Source organism: Streptomyces auratus, assembly GCF_050433025.1.
Lineage (GTDB): Bacteria > Actinomycetota > Actinomycetes > Streptomycetales > Streptomycetaceae > Streptomyces > Streptomyces sioyaensis.
In genome coordinates, this window is sequence record NZ_JBNGCB010000001.1 from 4,250,862 (window position 1) to 4,266,916 (window position 16,055).

General features: G+C 68.3%; 14 protein-coding genes. 7 read left to right on the forward strand and 7 right to left on the reverse strand.

Annotated features, from left to right (window positions below; all coding sequences use genetic code 11):
- The first annotated feature begins 40 nt into the window (after positions 1 to 40).
- From yidD to BKA18_RS18545, 7 genes are all read left to right on the forward strand, one after another.
- Positions 41 to 358, forward strand: coding sequence for a membrane protein insertion efficiency factor YidD (gene yidD / locus BKA18_RS18515; RefSeq protein WP_006604423.1), 318 nt, complete (start codon positions 41 to 43; stop codon positions 356 to 358).
- A gap of 3 nt (positions 359 to 361) precedes the next feature.
- On the forward strand, positions 362 to 1,513 hold the full coding sequence (gene yidC / locus BKA18_RS18520) for a membrane protein insertase YidC (protein WP_366047915.1): 1,152 nt from the start codon (positions 362 to 364) through the stop codon (positions 1,511 to 1,513).
- Positions 1,514 to 1,528: 15 nt separating this feature from the next.
- A complete protein-coding gene (locus BKA18_RS18525) occupies positions 1,529 to 2,035 on the forward strand; it encodes a Jag family protein (RefSeq protein ID WP_006604421.1) in 507 nt (168 codons plus the stop codon).
- Positions 2,036 to 2,167: 132 nt separating this feature from the next.
- A complete protein-coding gene (gene rsmG, locus BKA18_RS18530; protein WP_006604420.1) occupies positions 2,168 to 2,893 on the forward strand; it encodes a 16S rRNA (guanine(527)-N(7))-methyltransferase RsmG in 726 nt (241 codons plus the stop codon).
- 300 nt (positions 2,894 to 3,193) lie between these two features.
- A complete protein-coding gene (locus tag BKA18_RS18535; protein ID WP_093484167.1) occupies positions 3,194 to 4,264 on the forward strand; it encodes an AAA family ATPase in 1,071 nt (356 codons plus the stop codon).
- Positions 4,261 to 5,358: a ParB/RepB/Spo0J family partition protein gene (locus BKA18_RS18540; RefSeq protein ID WP_366047914.1), complete on the forward strand. Its 1,098-nt coding sequence runs from the start codon at positions 4,261 to 4,263 to the stop codon at positions 5,356 to 5,358. The genes BKA18_RS18535 and BKA18_RS18540 overlap by 4 nt, the downstream gene beginning before the upstream one ends.
- 306 nt (positions 5,359 to 5,664) lie before the next feature.
- A complete protein-coding gene (locus tag BKA18_RS18545; RefSeq protein ID WP_006604417.1) occupies positions 5,665 to 6,282 on the forward strand; it encodes a GNAT family N-acetyltransferase in 618 nt (205 codons plus the stop codon).
- Positions 6,283 to 6,363: 81 nt separating this feature from the next.
- On the opposite strand, the gene trxA is transcribed toward BKA18_RS18545, so the two are convergent.
- The 7 genes from trxA to BKA18_RS18580 form a co-directional block, all read right to left on the reverse strand.
- Positions 6,364 to 6,690: a thioredoxin gene (gene trxA, locus BKA18_RS18550; protein WP_329149064.1), complete on the reverse strand. Its 327-nt coding sequence runs from the start codon at positions 6,688 to 6,690 to the stop codon at positions 6,364 to 6,366.
- A gap of 46 nt (positions 6,691 to 6,736) precedes the next feature.
- Positions 6,737 to 7,711, reverse strand: coding sequence for a thioredoxin-disulfide reductase (gene trxB / locus BKA18_RS18555; RefSeq protein WP_129245870.1), 975 nt, complete (start codon positions 7,709 to 7,711; stop codon positions 6,737 to 6,739).
- Between the two features lie 115 nt (positions 7,712 to 7,826).
- Positions 7,827 to 8,771, reverse strand: a complete 945-nt coding sequence (locus BKA18_RS18560) for an anti-sigma factor family protein (RefSeq protein ID WP_366047913.1) — start codon at positions 8,769 to 8,771, stop codon at positions 7,827 to 7,829.
- On the reverse strand, positions 8,768 to 9,451 hold the full coding sequence (sigM, locus tag BKA18_RS18565) for an RNA polymerase sigma factor SigM (RefSeq protein WP_006604413.1): 684 nt from the start codon (positions 9,449 to 9,451) through the stop codon (positions 8,768 to 8,770). Before sigM ends, BKA18_RS18560 begins: the two co-directional genes overlap by 4 nt.
- A gap of 190 nt (positions 9,452 to 9,641) precedes the next feature.
- Positions 9,642 to 11,354, reverse strand: a complete 1,713-nt coding sequence (locus BKA18_RS18570; RefSeq protein WP_366047912.1) for a serine/threonine protein kinase — start codon at positions 11,352 to 11,354, stop codon at positions 9,642 to 9,644.
- A gap of 107 nt (positions 11,355 to 11,461) precedes the next feature.
- The gene (murJ, locus tag BKA18_RS18575; protein ID WP_366047911.1) at positions 11,462 to 13,645 is read right to left on the reverse strand and encodes a murein biosynthesis integral membrane protein MurJ; all 2,184 of its coding nucleotides are present in this window, start codon (positions 13,643 to 13,645) and stop codon (positions 11,462 to 11,464) included.
- Positions 13,646 to 13,691: 46 nt separating this feature from the next.
- Positions 13,692 to 15,977 carry a DUF6049 family protein gene (locus BKA18_RS18580; protein ID WP_040898849.1) on the reverse strand — a complete coding sequence of 762 codons (2,286 nt, stop codon included), beginning with the start codon at positions 15,975 to 15,977 and terminating at the stop codon, positions 13,692 to 13,694.
- Positions 15,978 to 16,055: the final 78 nt, after the last annotated feature.

A 16,055-nucleotide genomic window follows, 5' to 3' on the forward strand; every position in this document is an offset into this window, starting at 1 on the left:
GCCCCCGGAACCCCGGACGGGACCCGGGAGGGAGCGCACAGTGAAGTACCCGCTGCTGCTTTTGATCAAGATTTATCAGTGGACCATCAGCCCCCTGCTGGGACCGGTCTGCAAGTACTACCCGTCGTGCTCGCACTATGGCTACACGGCCATCGATCGGCACGGCGCGGTGAAAGGGACTGCGCTGACAGCCTGGCGCATCCTGCGGTGCAATCCGTGGTCGCTCGGGGGCGTCGACCACGTCCCTCCCCGGAAGCGTCCGGTTTGGCATCAGCGGCTGAGGAGCCGCCTGGGCGGGCCCACCGTCCCTGAGCCTGTCGCCCAGCCCGAGACTCAGCCCAACGCCCAAGGAGCCTGATTCGTGGACACGATCCTCGGTCCCCTCTATATCGCTGTTTCCTGGATCATCGTCCAGTTCCACTCGTTCTACAGCCTCATCTTTGACAAGGACAGTGGCGCGGCGTGGGGTCTGTCCATCGTCTCGCTGGTGGTGCTGATCCGTATCTGCCTGATCCCGCTCTTTGTGAAGCAGATCAAGTCGACGCGGAACATGCAGGCGCTCCAGCCGAAGATGAAGGCGATCCAGGAGCGCTACAAGAGCGACAAGCAGCGCCAGTCCGAAGAGATGATGAAGCTCTACAAGGAGACGGGCACCAACCCGCTCTCGAGCTGTCTCCCGATTCTGGCCCAGTCGCCGTTCTTCATCTCGCTGTACCAGGTTCTGAGCCACATCGCGCAGAACAAGACGGTCGGCGTCATCGACCAGTCGCTGCTGGAGAGCGCGCAGAAGGCGCACATCTTCGGTGCCCCGCTCGCGGCGAAGTTCATGGACAGCGCGGCCAAGATCGAGAGCCTCGGCGCTTCGGTCACCAACGTCCGCGTGGTCACGATCATCATGATCGTCCTGATGTCTGCGTCGCAGTTCTACACGCAGCGCCAGCTGATGACCAAGAACGTCGACCTCACGGTGAAGACGCCGTTCATGCAGCAGCAGAAGATGCTGATGTACGTCTTCCCCATCATGTTCGCCGTCTTCGGCATCAACTTCCCCGTCGGTGTTCTCGTCTACTGGCTGACCACCAACGTGTGGACCATGGGCCAGCAGATGTTCGTCATCCGTCGTAACCCGACCCCGGGCAGCAAGGCCTTCGCAGAGCGTCAGGAGCGGCTGCGGGCCGCCGGCAAGCTCGTCGAGGACCCGGCCGAGGTCGCGGCGAAGCAGGCCGCCGAGGAGGCGCGCCAGCACCGTCAGCAGCCCAAGCGCCAGACGAAGGCCAAGCGGCAGACCGGCGGCGCCCCGGCCGGCGGTGCGCAGAACCGTACGCGAGCCGGATCTGCGGCGCGTGACACGGACGCCGACACGGCGGGCTCCGGTCAGGGTGCCCGGAAGAAGCAGTCGCTGGAGAAGAAGGACGCGCAGGGCGGCAAGGAGAAGGGCGGCGCCTCCGGGTCCCGCACCACCAAGTCCGGACAGCGCAAGGGCCAGCAGCCCAAGCACCCGTCGAAGAAGTAAGAAGGAGTCCCTTTCGTGACGGACACGACCCCTGCCGCCGAGGGCACCGACACCCTGACCCGCCTGGAACAGGAAGGCGAGATCGCGGCCGACTATCTCGAGGGCCTGCTGGACATCGCCGACCTCGATGGCGACATCGACATGGATGTCGAGGCCGACCGTGCCGCCGTGTCGATCATCAGCGACTCGAGCAGCCGTGACCTGCAGAAGCTCGTGGGCCGCGACGGTGAGGTGCTGGAGGCGCTGCAGGAGCTGACCCGCCTGGCCGTTCACCGCGAGACCGGTGACCGCAGCCGTCTGATGCTGGACATCGCCGGCTTCCGGGCGCGTAAGCGTGAGGAGCTTGCGGAGATCGGTGCGAAGGCGGCCGAGGAGTGCAAGGGCACCGGTGAGCCGGTGAAGCTCGACCCGATGACGCCCTTCGAGCGCAAGGTCGTCCATGACGCGGTGGCCGCCGCCGGGCTCCGGAGCGAGTCCGAGGGCGAGGAGCCGCAGCGCCGAGTGGTCGTCCTCCCGGCCTGACCCCTCACTCCCGTTTTTCTTTGGCCCCGTCTGCTCGCAGGCGGGGCCAAAAGTTGTCAGCGTTCTGTGTTATCCCGGGTGGTTGACCCGGGTTCCCGGCAGGAAAAGCAGTCCAAAGGAAGGGCGGTCCCCGTGACGGAGGCAGCAGCGGAGCTCCCTCCTCCGCCGAAAGCGGCGGAGGAGGTATTCGGCGAGCGTTTTGCGGAGGCCGTGCGGTACGGCGAACTGCTCGCCGACGCCGGCGTGACGCGAGGGCTCATCGGCCCGCGCGAGGTGCCGCGCCTGTGGGAGCGGCATCTGTTGAACTGCGCGGTGCTCTCCGAGGTGGTGCCCGAGGGCGTCACGGTCTGTGATGTGGGCTCGGGGGCGGGGCTGCCCGGTATCCCGCTCGCCCTGGTGCGCCCGGATCTGAAGATCACGCTCCTGGAGCCGCTGCTGCGACGTACGAACTTCCTTCAGGAGGTCGTCGAGCTGCTGGGGCTGGACCATGTCACAGTCGTGCGCGGCCGGGCCGAAGAGGTCATGGGCAAGCTTCCTCAGGTGCATGTGGTGACGGCGCGCGCGGTGGCTCCGCTCGACCGGCTGGCCGGCTGGGGCGTTCCGCTGCTGCGTCCTTACGGAGAGATGCTGGCGCTCAAGGGCGATGCCGCGGAGGAGGAGCTCAAGGGTGCCCGGGCGGCGCTGAGCAAGCTTGGCGTGGTGGAGACCTCGGTGGTGCATGTCGGCGAGGGCATCGTGGATCCGCCCTCCACCGTCGTGCGGGTCGAGGTGGGCGAGAGCCCGGGCGGAGTGCGCTTCGCGGCCAAGCGGGCGAAAGCGGCGCGGGCGAGCCGGGTATCGAGGGGTCGCCGACGTTGATGTCGGAGTGATACAGATCAGCACTGAGTGAGGCGTGGAGTCTGCCGGTCCGTGAAGGAGGATCGGCAAATTCCGTAAATGCCATCAAAACGACACAAGACGGAGTGTCGCGGCTCATTCAGACGTGACGCTGGCATCGTGTTTCACGTGAAACGTCGTTCTCTGCTGCAAGGGATCATCGGCCGTGGTCGTGCGGCCGCCGCGCCGCGCGACCGCAGGCCCACAAGGGTCACGGAAGTATCCACAGAAGTGGGTTCGTCCACAGGAGAACGGACCTCACTGGTTCACGACACCGAAAGCATGGCAGGCTCTGAACATTGCGAGCCCTCTGTCGAGGAGAGTGAATCCTTGCGGTCCGACGCCAACATCGCGGGACCGATGACCGATCCGGTCCCCGGTCCCCGTAGCGAGTCGTTCGGGGACGACGTTTCACGTGAAACGCCGCCCCCGATGGACGACACCCCGATCGGTCGTGCAGCTCAGCTGGCGGTGGAGGCACTTGGCCGCGCGGGTGAGGGGCTGCCCCGGCCTGAACAGACTCGGGTCATGGTGGTTGCCAACCAGAAGGGCGGGGTCGGAAAGACCACGACCACGGTGAACCTGGCGGCCTCCTTGGCTCTACACGGTGCACGCGTGCTGGTGATCGACCTTGACCCGCAGGGCAACGCCTCGACGGCGCTGGGGATCGACCATCACTCCGAAGTGCCGTCCATCTATGACGTGCTGGTGGAGAGCAAGCCCCTCTCCGATGTGGTGCAGCCGGTCGTGGATGTGGAGGGCCTGTTCTGTGCGCCCGCCACGATCGATCTGGCAGGTGCGGAGATCGAGCTGGTCTCGCTGGTGGCACGCGAGAGCCGGCTGGACCGGGCCATCAAGGCGTATGAACAGCCGCTGGACTACATCTTCATCGACTGCCCGCCCTCCCTCGGCCTGCTGACGGTCAACGCTCTGGTTGCCGGCGCCGAGGTACTGATCCCGATTCAGTGCGAGTACTACGCCCTTGAGGGGCTGGGCCAGCTGCTGCGGAATGTCGACCTGGTGCGAGGGCATCTGAACCCTGCGCTCCATGTCTCGACCATCCTGCTCACCATGTACGACGGGCGCACCCGGCTGGCCTCTCAGGTCGCCGATGAGGTGCGCAGCCACTTCGGCCACGAAGTGCTCCGTACGAGCATCCCCCGGTCGGTGCGCATCTCCGAGGCACCCAGCTACGGGCAGACGGTGCTCACCTATGACCCGGGATCCAGCGGCTCGCTTTCTTACCTCGAAGCGGCCCGCGAGATCGCATTGCGTGGGGTCCCGCAGACCGGGGGCCAGGGCCTCAGCGTGAACTATGAAGCACAGCACAGCATCTCGGAGGGGACGCAGTGAGCGAACGACGTAGAGGCCTGGGCCGTGGGCTCGGTGCGCTGATCCCCGCGGCACCGCAGAGCACGGACCATGCTGGAACCGCAGGACAGGGTGCGACGTCACCGTCCTCCGTACCGGTCTTGACCACGGAGCGAGGAGTAGCGGCCGCCAAGGTGACCTCGCTGCCGGCGCACGGTGTTTCACGTGAAACGGAAGCACCGGTCGGGAGGGAGACATCGGAGACGGGCGTCTCTGAGGTATCCGGCGCGCACTTCGCCGAGGTGCCGCTGGATGCGATCAAGCCGAACCCCCGCCAGCCGCGCGAGGTCTTCGACGAGGATGCCCTTGCCGAGCTGGTGACCTCCATCAAGGAGGTGGGTCTGCTCCAGCCGGTGGTGGTCCGCCAGACGGGACCGGGGCGGTACGAGCTCATCATGGGCGAGCGCCGCTGGCGGGCGTGCCGTGAGGCCGGCCTGGAGAAGATCCCTGCGATCGTGCGGGCCACCGACGACGAGAAGCTGCTGCTCGACGCCTTGCTGGAGAACCTCCACCGGGCACAGCTCAATCCGTTGGAAGAGGCAGCTGCGTACGACCAGTTGCTCAAGGACTTCAAGTGCACCCATGACGAGCTGGCCGACCGGATCGGGCGTTCGCGTCCACAGGTCTCCAACACGCTGCGGCTGCTGAAGCTCTCGCCGTCCGTACAGAAGCGGCTTGCCGCAGGTGTGCTTTCCGCGGGACATGCCCGCGCGCTGCTGTCCGTGGAGGACTCGGAAGAGCAGGACCACCTTGCTCGCCGCATTGTTGCGGAGGGGCTCTCGGTCCGTTCGGTCGAAGAGATCGTGACACTGATGGGGACGACACCCCAGAGTGCGAGCAAGGCCAAGGGGCCCCGTGCGGGTACCCGGGTGTCCCCCGCGCTCACGGGTCTCGCCTCACGGCTGTCCGACCGCTTCGAGACCCGGGTGAAGGTCGACCTGGGACAGAAGAAGGGAAAGATCGTCGTCGAGTTCGCCTCGATGGACGATCTGGAGCGCATCCTTGGCACCCTCGCCCCTGGTGAGGGCCGCGTCCTGGGCCAGACACTGGCCGAGGAGAGCCGCGAAGAAGAGTGAGCTGACCCCTCGGCCCTGGGCGGGCCGTGTTCCGGAGTCCATACCGGAACACGGCCCGCCCTTTGCTCTCTTGCGGTACCCGTGCCCGTAAAGGGTGGTTACGATGCGTTCGGGTATGGCACGCATCCATGTGGAGACACCTCATACCGAGGAGAGGGCCATGCGATCGGTGAGCCGCACCGGACTGTTGGCCGCGGGGTTCAGCCTCGCAGCCGTTGGAGGATTCGTTGGAGGTCTGCTCAGAGAGCAGGCGGCACTGACGGTGCTGCGCGGTGCGGCAGGCGAGGGAAGTGAGGACCTGGGTTCATGGGCCGTCGGTTCGTACCGCTCACGCTGGACAACCTTCCGGATCTCCCCAAGCGCTGCCGCTCCTGTGTCTTCTGGGAGCTCGACCCCGTCAGCGGCGAGGCCGCGGTAAAAACGGGTCGTCCCGAGCTGGAGAAGGAAGCCTGGATCTCGGCAGTACTGCTGGAGTGGGGGTCCTGCGGGCGGGTGGTCTATGTCGACGAGGTGCCCGTGGGCTTCGTGATGTACGCCCCACCGGCTTATGTGCCGCGCTCCACGGCCTTCCCCACCAGTCCGGTGTCGCCGGACGCGGTGCAGCTGCTGACGGCCTGGCTCATTCCCGGCTACCAAGGCCAGGGGCTGGGACGGGTGATGGTCCAGACGGTCGCCAAGGACCTGATCCAGCGCGGTTTCAAGGCCATCGAGGCTTTTGGCGACGCCCGCTGGAGCGAGCCGGCATGTGTGCTGCCCGCTGATCATCTCCTTGCGGTGGGCTTCAAGACCGTACGACCTCACCCCCGCTTTCCCCGGCTTCGCCTTGAGCTGCGGAGCACCATCTCGTGGAAGGAAGACGTCGAGCTGGCGCTCGACCGTTTGCTGGGAGCCGTACAGAAGGAGCCCGCGCTGCGGCCGCTGTGAGGCGCTGTTTCCCGTGAAACAGAGAACGGGCCCACCCCGCGAGGGGGTGGGCCCGTTTCCCGTGAAACGTGACGGGGTGCCTCAGGCGAGGTAGTCCTCGAGGTCGCGGACGATCGCGGCCTTCGGCTTGGCGCCGACGATGGTCTTCACGACCTCGCCGCCCTGGTAGACGTTCATCGTCGGGATCGACATGACGCCGTACTTGGCGGTGGTCGCCGGGTTCTCGTCGGTGTTCAGCTTGGCGATGACGATCTCGTCATGCTCGGCGGCAATGGCTTCCAGGGACGGGGCGACCTGGCGGCACGGGCCGCACCAGGTGGCCCAGAAGTCCACGAGAACGGGCTTGTCGCTCTTGAGGACGACCTCTTCGAAGTTGGCGTCCGTGACGGTCACCGTGGCGCCGGCCATGGCAATCTCCTTACTGGGTGGGTGATGGGAAAGCTGGGTGCGAGGATCAGACGGTGGCGGTCTTGTCCGGCTCGGCCGTCGCCTCGCCGTCCGACAGCGCAGCGAGGAACCGCTCGGCGTCGAGGGCGGCGGAGCAGCCGGTGCCGGCCGCGGTGATCGCCTGGCGGTACGTGTGGTCGACGACATCGCCGGCGGCGAAGACACCGGTCAGGTTGGTACGCGTGCTGGGCGCATCGACCTTGAGGTAGCCGTCGTCGTCGAGCTTCAGCTGCCCCTTGAACAGCTCGGTCCGCGGGTCATGGCCGATCGCGATGAACAGTCCGGTGACGGGAAGCTCGGCGGTCTCGTCGGTCTTGAGGTTGCGCAGTGTCAGGCCCGACAGCTTGCTCTCGCCGTGGATCTCGGCGACCTCGCTGTCCCACACAAACTTGATCTTCGGGTCGGCGAAGGCACGCTCCTGCATCGCCTTGCTGGCGCGCAGGGTGTCACGGCGGTGGACGACCGTGACCGACTTGGCGAAGCGGGAGAGGAACGTGGCCTCCTCCATCGCGGTGTCGCCGCCGCCGATCACGGCGATGTCCTGGTCCTTGAAGAAGAAGCCGTCGCAGGTGGCGCACCAGGAGACGCCGCGGCCGGACAGCTCGTCCTCACGGGGCAGACCGAGCTTGCGGTGCTGGGAGCCGGTGCTGACGATCACGGTCTTCGCGCGGTGGACGGTTCCGGCGGAGTCGGTGACGGTCTTGATCTCGTCGGAGAGGTCGACCGCGATGACGTCGTCCGGCACCAGCTCGGCGCCGAAGCGCTCGGCCTGGGCGCGCATGTTGTCCATCAGGTCCGGCCCCATGATGCCGTCGCGGAAGCCGGGGAAGTTCTCCACGTCGGTGGTGTTCATCAGCGCGCCTCCGGCGGTGACAGCACCTTCGAAGACGAGCGGCTTCAGGGACGCGCGGGCGGTGTAGAGCGCTGCGGTATAGCCCGCGGGCCCGGAGCCGATGATGATCACGTTGCGGACGTCGCTCACGGGTGTCTTCCTTGTCTCTGCCGACTGCTTGCTGGGGCTCTCGGAATCTCTCACCCCACCCAACGGATCCTACGGGGCGAGCATTCCCGGAGTGTCACAGCGCACGTCTCGTCGCTCAGTCTCGCTGGTACGAGTGCGTCAGCAGGACCTTTCCGGGAGCGGGTGGTGTGGCGGAGACACACGAGGACGCGATGACATACGCAGAGACACGCTTCGGGTCGGCCGGGTCCGGCAGCACCACGAGGTAGGCGTCCTTGCCCTGGTAGCGGGTGTGGCTGGACGCGAGCGGAGCTTCCGGACGCCCGATGCCCTGGCGTACGCACGAGGGAACGGTGTCGGCGCTGCCGCGCAGCGGGCTGTCGGGGGAGCTTCGGGTGCCGAGATCCGGGGTTTTGTGCGAGCCCTTGGACGCCAGCAGATCGTCGACATGTGCGCCAAGGTTGGCGGCGGTCAGATCGCCTGCCGCAGTGGTGCTTTTCTCGGTGGTGGCATGGGGGTGGGGAGCGCTTGCCTGGGTGCCGTCGAGAGCGGCGTTCTGGAGCAGGAAGCCACCGAAGCTCAGAACCGCCGCGGCCGCGGCGCTCCCGAGCAGGATCCGGGGCCAGCGCCGAGCACGGGACGAGCGGCTCCCCGGCGAGGGCCGACCCGGACCCGAGGAGCCCCGAGGGCGCCCGGCGGGCCGGGTGGGCGGCGCGGCACGGCTGGGCGGCTCGTCCTTGGTTTCACGTGAAACGGCGACCGGAGCGGTCACTGTTTCACGTGAAACAGTGACTCCGCCGGGGGGAGCCGTGGCATCCAGCAGCGCCTCGGCCGCGAGGGCGGCATCGATGCGACCGGCGACATCGGCCGGCATTCGCACCGGGCCGGGGAGCGTGCCGAGCAGCGCCCGGATCTCCTCCAGCGAGGCGTAGACGTCCGCACACAGTGCGCACGTGGCGAGATGGTGGCGCAGATCCGCGGTGCGGGTGGGGGACAGCAGGCCGTCCGTGAGGTCGGAGATCTCGGCGACCTCCGGGTGCTCGCCCCCGGGGTGCTCCCCCGTGCCGGTAGTCGATGTCACGCTCGCCCACCTCCGCCCTTCACGGCACCTGTGTCCTTGGGTCCTGCCGTCGGTGGGACGGATGTCCCCTGCGCCCGGTTCCTTCCCCCGCTCGCGGGTTTGCTACCCCCGTCGTCGGCGCGCAGATGGGTGACCAAGGGAAGGAGCCGGGCACGGCCCCGTGCACAGCGGCTTTTCACCGTGCCGGTGGGGATATCCAGGATCTCTGCGGCTTCCGCGACGGGGTAGCCCTGCATATCGACGAGGACCAGAGCGGCCCGCTGTTCCTCGGGAAGGGTGCGCAGGGCACCGAGCAACTCGCGGTGCAGGTCCTCACGCTCGGCCGGCGCCGCGGCGGATTCCTCAGGTTCGAGAAGCTGCTCCAGCCGCTCGGTCTCGGCGACGGGCGAAGTGCGCCGCGAGGCAGCTTTGCGGGCTCGGTCCAGACACGCATTGACCGTAATGCGGTGCAGCCAGGTGGTGACGGCGGACTGGCCACGGAAGGTATGGGCCGCGCGATAGGCGGACACCAGGGCGTCCTGCACGGCGTCGGCGGCTTCTTCGCGGTCACCGAGGGTGCGCAGCGCCACCGCCCAGAGCCGGTCGCGATGGCGCCGGACGATCTCCCCGAAAGCATCGGGGTCGCCGGCGACGTGGCGGCTGAGGAGGTCTTGATCGCTGCAGTCGTCCAGCGAGCTCATGAAAAGACCCCCTCCCTTTGGGACTGACGTGGTCTCACCAAGATCGTTCCTCGGTCGCAAGGCCCGCCGCACAGCTTATGGCACTACTTGGGCCCTGTCTGGGGCCACAAAGCAACCTGGCGCCGAACCGCACGGGTTCGGCGCCAGGTCTCTGCGCAGTCAGTGCCTCGCTCGCCGGATCACCGGCGGATCAGCCGGTGACCTTCACATCGGAAATTCCGCCTCGGAACCAGCCTGATTCCCCGTCGCTGGGCAGCGCGGTGATGTGGATCAGGACGTACTGGGTCTTCACAGGCTTGTCCAGCTTCACCGTCAGCTTGTCGCCGGCCTTCGACGACGTCGCGATCCGCTGGGAGAAGTCACTGAGAGAGGCCGGATTCGATGCGGAGGGTGCGGCGGCCAGAATCTCTGCGGTCTGGCCCGGGCGGTACATGCTGACCTGCACGCCGGAGACGTCCTTGGCGCTACCGAGGTCTATGACGACGCCGCTGCCGTCCTTGCGGTTCGGCAGGTTTCCGAAGTTCGGCCACCCCTTGAACCGCTTGGTCACCCACGCGGTCGACGGGTCGCCGTCCGCCGCGGCGGAGGCCTTGTCCGCGGAGAACGCCTCCGAGAGCGGGGAGAACTCCGTGGCACCGACGATCGGCAGGGTTTTCGCTGGCTTCTTCTTGGCTCCCTGCTGCGGCTGGGAGTTCTGCGGCTCGTCCTGGTCGTGCTCCCGCTTCAGCAGCGTGTCCGCCAGCTGCCAGCTGCCCAGCCCCAGCGCAGCGATGAGCAGGGCGGAGACAGACCACTTCAGGGCCCGGCCGGTGCGGCTCTGCAGGGGCGGCGGAGGCGTGGCGACCGGCTGCGTCTGCCGGGCCGACGGGCCGCTGTGGACCGACGTCTGCCGGTGACTGCCCTGCTGATACCCCGTGCGCTGGTACGGCGGCGGCGTGGTGAACGCCGTCTCCGGGGGCCGGATGCGCGGCATGGCCGCGACGGCCTTGGCCAGTTCCTCGGGGGTGGTGCAGGGCTGTTCCTGGCGGGACGCTGTGGCGCCATCGTTGATCAGAGCGCGCATGGCGAGCTCGGACAGACCGCGGTGCACGCCGGCACGCACCTGGTCGGGCGCGATGAGCCCGACGCCCTTCGGCAGGCCGGTGAGGCCGTGGGCGTCGTTCTCGTACGGCCAGCGCTGGGTCAGCGCGGCATAGAGCAGCGCGCCGATCGCCTCCGTGTCCGTGCGCTGCGGGTGCTCGCAGGTGATGCCGCGCAGTGCCGCCATGACGGCCAGGCCGCGGATGCGGTACTGCCCGGACTCCGTCCGCAGCACCGAGCCGGGGGTGATCCGCAGATGGGACAGCCCCTCGCGGTGCGCGGCGGCCATGGCCTGGGAGACCTGGCTGACGAGCTGGTAGGCGTCGTGCGGCTCCAGCGGGCCGTTGGCGAGCACCGTGGTGAGCTCGGTGGCGTCCGGCAGCCACTCGTGGACGACGTAGACGAGGTCGTTCTCCTCGACGGCGTCCAGGACCTGGACGAACCGGGGGTCACCGAGCAGCGCCGAGGATCGGGCGGCGGACAGCACCGGCCGGGCGCGTGGGTGCTCGGCCGGCAGGATGTGTACGCCGACGGCGCGGCGCAGCTTTTCGTCGACCGCGCGCCAGCTGCTGAATCCGTCCAGACGGGTGACGCACTCCTCGAGGCGATAACGTCTGGCAAGCTTGTGGCCGCTGTGCAGTTCCGGTGGCTGGGCTTCGATCGCCTCGGCACGCTCCTCGTCGGTGCCTGCGGCGTCGTTTTCCCTGCCGGATACCTTCTCGGCCTTAGCACCGTCGTCCGTGGCCTTACCCGCCTTGGCGGTCAGCGGTTCTTCACCGCTCGTGTCAGCCACGTCGACGGCAGCCGTGCTCCGTTCCGCCACCGTCGTTCCTGCCTCCCCATCCGTTGCAGGCTCAATGAGCCAAGACAATTGTGCCCACAGTCCGCCACTATGCACGACACACGGTGGCAGTCGATGGTTGTGCTCTTTCAGCGCCCCAGCTTCGACCGGACCATGCCGACCAGGGCGTTCAGTTCCTCGATGCGCATTTTGCGTGCGGCGACGTAGAACACCGCCAGAAGTGCGGCGGCGCCGACGATCAGAGCGGCCAGCGACCCGAGGACCCCGCTGCCGAGCGTCTGCATGATGCCGTAGACCGCCGCCCCGGAGATGATCGTGGCCGGGATGCTCGCGCCGGCCAGCCGGGCGTAGGTCCGGACGACGTGCGCGGTGTCGAGATCGCCGTCCATCCGCTTGCTCAGCCGCTGCCAGGCCACGCCGACGCCGATGATGTACGCCAGGCCGTAGGAGGCAGCCATGCCGACCACGGCCCAGCGGGCAGGCAGGACCAGGAAGCACAGGGCGGAGGCCACGGCGTTCACGGCGGCGACGATCACCGTGTTGTAGAAGGGGGTGCGGGTGTCCTCGTACGCGTAGAAGGCGCGCAGGACGACGTACTGCACCGAGAACGGGATCAGGCCCACGCCGAAGGCCATCAGCATGTAGCCCATCGGGACCCCGGCGCCGGACGAGCCGTAGACCAGCGTGCACAGCGGGATGCCGAGGGACAGGAAGCCGAACGAGATCGGGACGATGGCGACGGCGGAGGTGCGCAGGCCCTGCGACATGTCGTCCCGGACGGCGCCGGTGTCACCGTCGTGCGCGGACCGTGCCAGCCGCGGCAGCAGCGCCGCCATCACGGAGACGGTGATGATCGCCTGTGGCATGTTCCAGATCAGCTGGGCGCTGGCGTACGAGATGAAGCCGGTGCCCGGGTGTCCTTGCTGGTCGGCGGTGTTACCGGCCCAGGTGGAGAGCTGGGTGACGACGAGGACGCCCGCCTGGTTGGCGAGCACGAACAGCACCGTCCACTTGGCGAGCTTGGCGGCCTTGCCCAGGCCGTGCCCCCGCCAGTCGAAGCGCAGCCGGAGCTTGAAGTCGGCGTCGCGCAGGTACGGGATCATGGCCAGCGCCTGGACGACGAGCCCGAGAAGGGTGCCGATGCCCAGGAGCCGGATGCCCTGGTCGGGGATGGTGGTGACGCCGATGTGCGAGGTCTTCGCGGTGCCGTAGACCCAGATGAACAGGCCGAAGGTGGCGATCATGACGATGTTGTTGAGGACCGGGGTCCACATCATCGCGCCGAAGCGGCCACGGGCGTTGAGGATCTGGCCCATCACCACATGCAGGCCCATGAAGAAGATCGTGGGCACGCAGTAGCGGGTGAATGCGACCGCGACCTCGTTGGCCGCCGGGTCACGGGAGATGTCGAAGGAGACCAGTTTCACCAGGAGTGGCGCGGCCACGACCGCCAGGACCGTCAGCACGCCGAGAACCACGATGACCAGGGTCAGCAGCCGGTTGGCATAGGCCTCGCCGCCGTCGTCGTCCTCCTTCATCGCGCGCACCAGCTGCGGGACGAAGACGGAGTTCAGACCGCCGCCGATGGTCAGGATGAAGATCATCGTCGGAAGCTGGTAGGCGACCTGCCAGGAGTCACCCAGCACCGCACCGCCGAGCGCCGCGACGATCAGCGCCGAGCGGACGAAGCCGGTCAGACGGGACACCATCGTGCCGGCGGCCATCACCGCGCTGGACTTGAGCAGGCCGGAGGCCCGGCCACCGGACGGCTTGCCGGCTGCCGCCACGGGGTCGGGCTCCGGCGCCGGCGCGGGCTGCTGCGGTACGGCCTCCGGGCCGGGTGCCGCGGGTGGGTGCTGGGGCTCGTAGTGCTGCTGGTCCCGGTAGAGATGCGCGAAGGCATCCGGCTCCGGACGTTCCTGGGAGGCCTGGGTGATCAGGTCGTCGACGCCCACGAACTGGGTGGTCGCCGCGGCGTCGCCGTACGGAAGGTTGCGGCTGGGCCCCTGGGGCTCGGGCGGCGGAGGTGAGGCCCACAGCTGCGGATCGGGGGCGTGTCGTCCGGCGGCAGGCTGCTGGTAGAGCGGCTGCGTGGGCTGCCCCGGGGGCGGCGGCGGGTGCGCGGCGCGGTCGTAGAGCGCGTCGGTCACCGGATCCTGTGCCGTCGGGTCCTGGGCGCGGTGCGGATCGTTGCGGTAGGCGTCCTGGACGTAGGGGTCCTGGTCCGCGGGCAAGGGGGGCGTCGGAGGGACCGGCCCGTTGGGGTCGCCACTGGCGCCCCGGCCCCGGTCACCGTCGTACGGCGAATTCATCGCTGCCCCACCTCATCCGTAGCCGGCCATCCGGCCCCGCCATCTATCAACGGTCTACTTTCTCACCTGAGCCGGACGGGTCGGAGCTTTCCGAACCGGTGTCCGGCGTGGGGTCACTCGGCTGCTCGGGCTCGTCGCCGTCCGTGCCGCCGTTGTCGCCGTCTGTGCCCGTATCGCCGTCGGTCCCGTCTCCATCGGTTCCGTCGCCGTCGGTTCCCTCTCCGTCGGTGCCGTCCTCGGCACGCTGGCCGGCCGCCCGCTTGCGCTGGAGGTAGATCCGCACGCCGGCGAGGACGAGCAGCAGCACGCCGCCGGCGATGACGAGCATCACCGTCGCGGTGATCTCCGTGACGTTCACCTGGAACGTCATGGGGTCACCGTAGGGCTTTCCGTCCGATGTGTAGAGCTGGGCGGTTACCCACGCCCGACCATTCGCATTCGCTGTGGTGTCGAACTTGAACGACTGGCTGTGCCCGCCGTCCACGGTGATCGTCTGCGGCTTCCCTGCGTCCAGACGGTTCGGCTGGGAAGAGGTCAGCTTCAGCGTCATGTCCTTGACGCCCTGGACCAGGTTGTTCTGGACCGTCACCGGAATCGTGGCGCTGCGCCCGGAGAGCGTCGCCTCCGACTTCTGGATCAGGTGCACCTTCTTGGTCAGGCCGTCGAGGTAGCTGCGGACGGAGTGACGGAACGCCTTGGCGCCGGTGGGGTCTCCCCGCCACTGCGTCGACATCTCCCGCATTATGGCGTTGCCGAACGGGGTGACCACGCGCTCCGGCTGGGCCAGGATCACCTGGTAGTCGTCGAGCGCGGACTGGGTGCTCTGGATCTGCCGGAAGGCCTCGGTGGGGAGTTCCTGCCGGCGCAGCGACGACGGGTAGGCGCTGCCGCTCGGGACGTGACGGGTGGCCGCGCGGTCGGGCTTGGCCTTGGCCGCGCTGCCGAGGTTCAGCGGCTGGGTCCAGCGGTCGGACTGCTTGAGATCCCGTAGCGCGGTGGCCATCGCCTGGGCCTGGCTGACCGACGGCATGCGCTGCGGTGCGACAACGATGCTGCGCTGCCGGCCGGGGTCCTCAAGGTTGATCATCTCGGTCTGGGCGAGGAACTCCTGGACCGCGTGGGCGGAGTTTCCCGCCTTCGACATATCGCCTTCGAAGGCCCGCGAGAGCTGCGCATCCGCGACGACGGCGGTGTTGCCGCCGCCGATGGGCCGGGCGGCCGTCGGGGTGTAGGACAGCCCGCCGGCCTCGCGGAGGCTGTCGCTGCGGGTGATCACGTTGTGTGCACCGGCCGAGGTCGCGACATCGACGATGGAGGAGTCGATCGCGCCGTCGACGGGCCAGGCGAAGTCCGTGCGCGGTTTGACGCCGAGGATCGTGTCCACGGTCTTGTCGGCGAGGTCGGTGGCCGGGCCGAGGTGGCTGAGCGCGCTGGGCACGCCCTTGCCATGGTGGGCCAGCGAGGCCAGGTCGGGGTCGGCGAAGGGCAGCGCGACCACCTCGTGCGTCTTGACCGCTTCCTCGAGCTCGTGCAGCCACTGCTTGGCGACCGCCTGGTTCTTGCCCATGGGGCCGTCCGGGCCGTTCACCCGGTACGACTTGGTCATCGCGTCGACCGTCGCGAGCAGGTCGGGATCGATGACGAAGGTCACCGGGAGGTTCTTGCCGAGCGCGACCATCTGTTGCAGCCGGCCACCGGGCGCGAGCTCGGCAGCGAGGTCGTCGTCACGGAAGACCGGTGTCTGCTGGGCGTCGGCGTCGGTCTCCGCGGTGAGGTGTGTGGAGGAGATCAGCGGCCACATGTACGTGAGCTGCGTCTTCTTCTCGGCGTCGGACTCCTGCCAGGGGAGGAACGTCCGGTCGAAGCCGAGGACCTGCCCGGACGGCGCGGACGCGGAGCGCCCTGACAGAGAGATACCGAGCTGGTACACCCCGTCCTTGCCGAGGTCGAGATCCTTGACCGGCACGCTGAGGCTGAAGGGCTGGCTGACGCCGGGCTCCAGCTTGCCGATCTTCTCCGTGTGCCCGTCGACCGCTTCGCCGTCCGCGCCCGGCAGATAGCCGGTGCGACGGGACAGGCTCTCGATGGAGCTGCGGCCGCCGATGGGGGCGCCGCGGTGCATGGCGACCTTGGCGTCCGTGATCGTGCTGCGGCCGTCGTTGATCAGCGTGCCGGAGACGGTGACCGTGTCGCCCTTGGACGGGGCGGCCGGGGACATCGAGTCGATCGTCACATCGACCGTCCGGGAGCCGGTGGGAGCCGCCTGGGCGGAGGGAGCGTGCGGGACCTGGAGCAGCCCCACGAGAAGGAGCACTCCAGTGAGCAGTGTCACGGTCCTTCGCAGCCATCGACCACGCGGCCGTTCAGTCGCCTGGAACCCTGCCGCCTCGGCCACGCGCTCGCCCGTCCC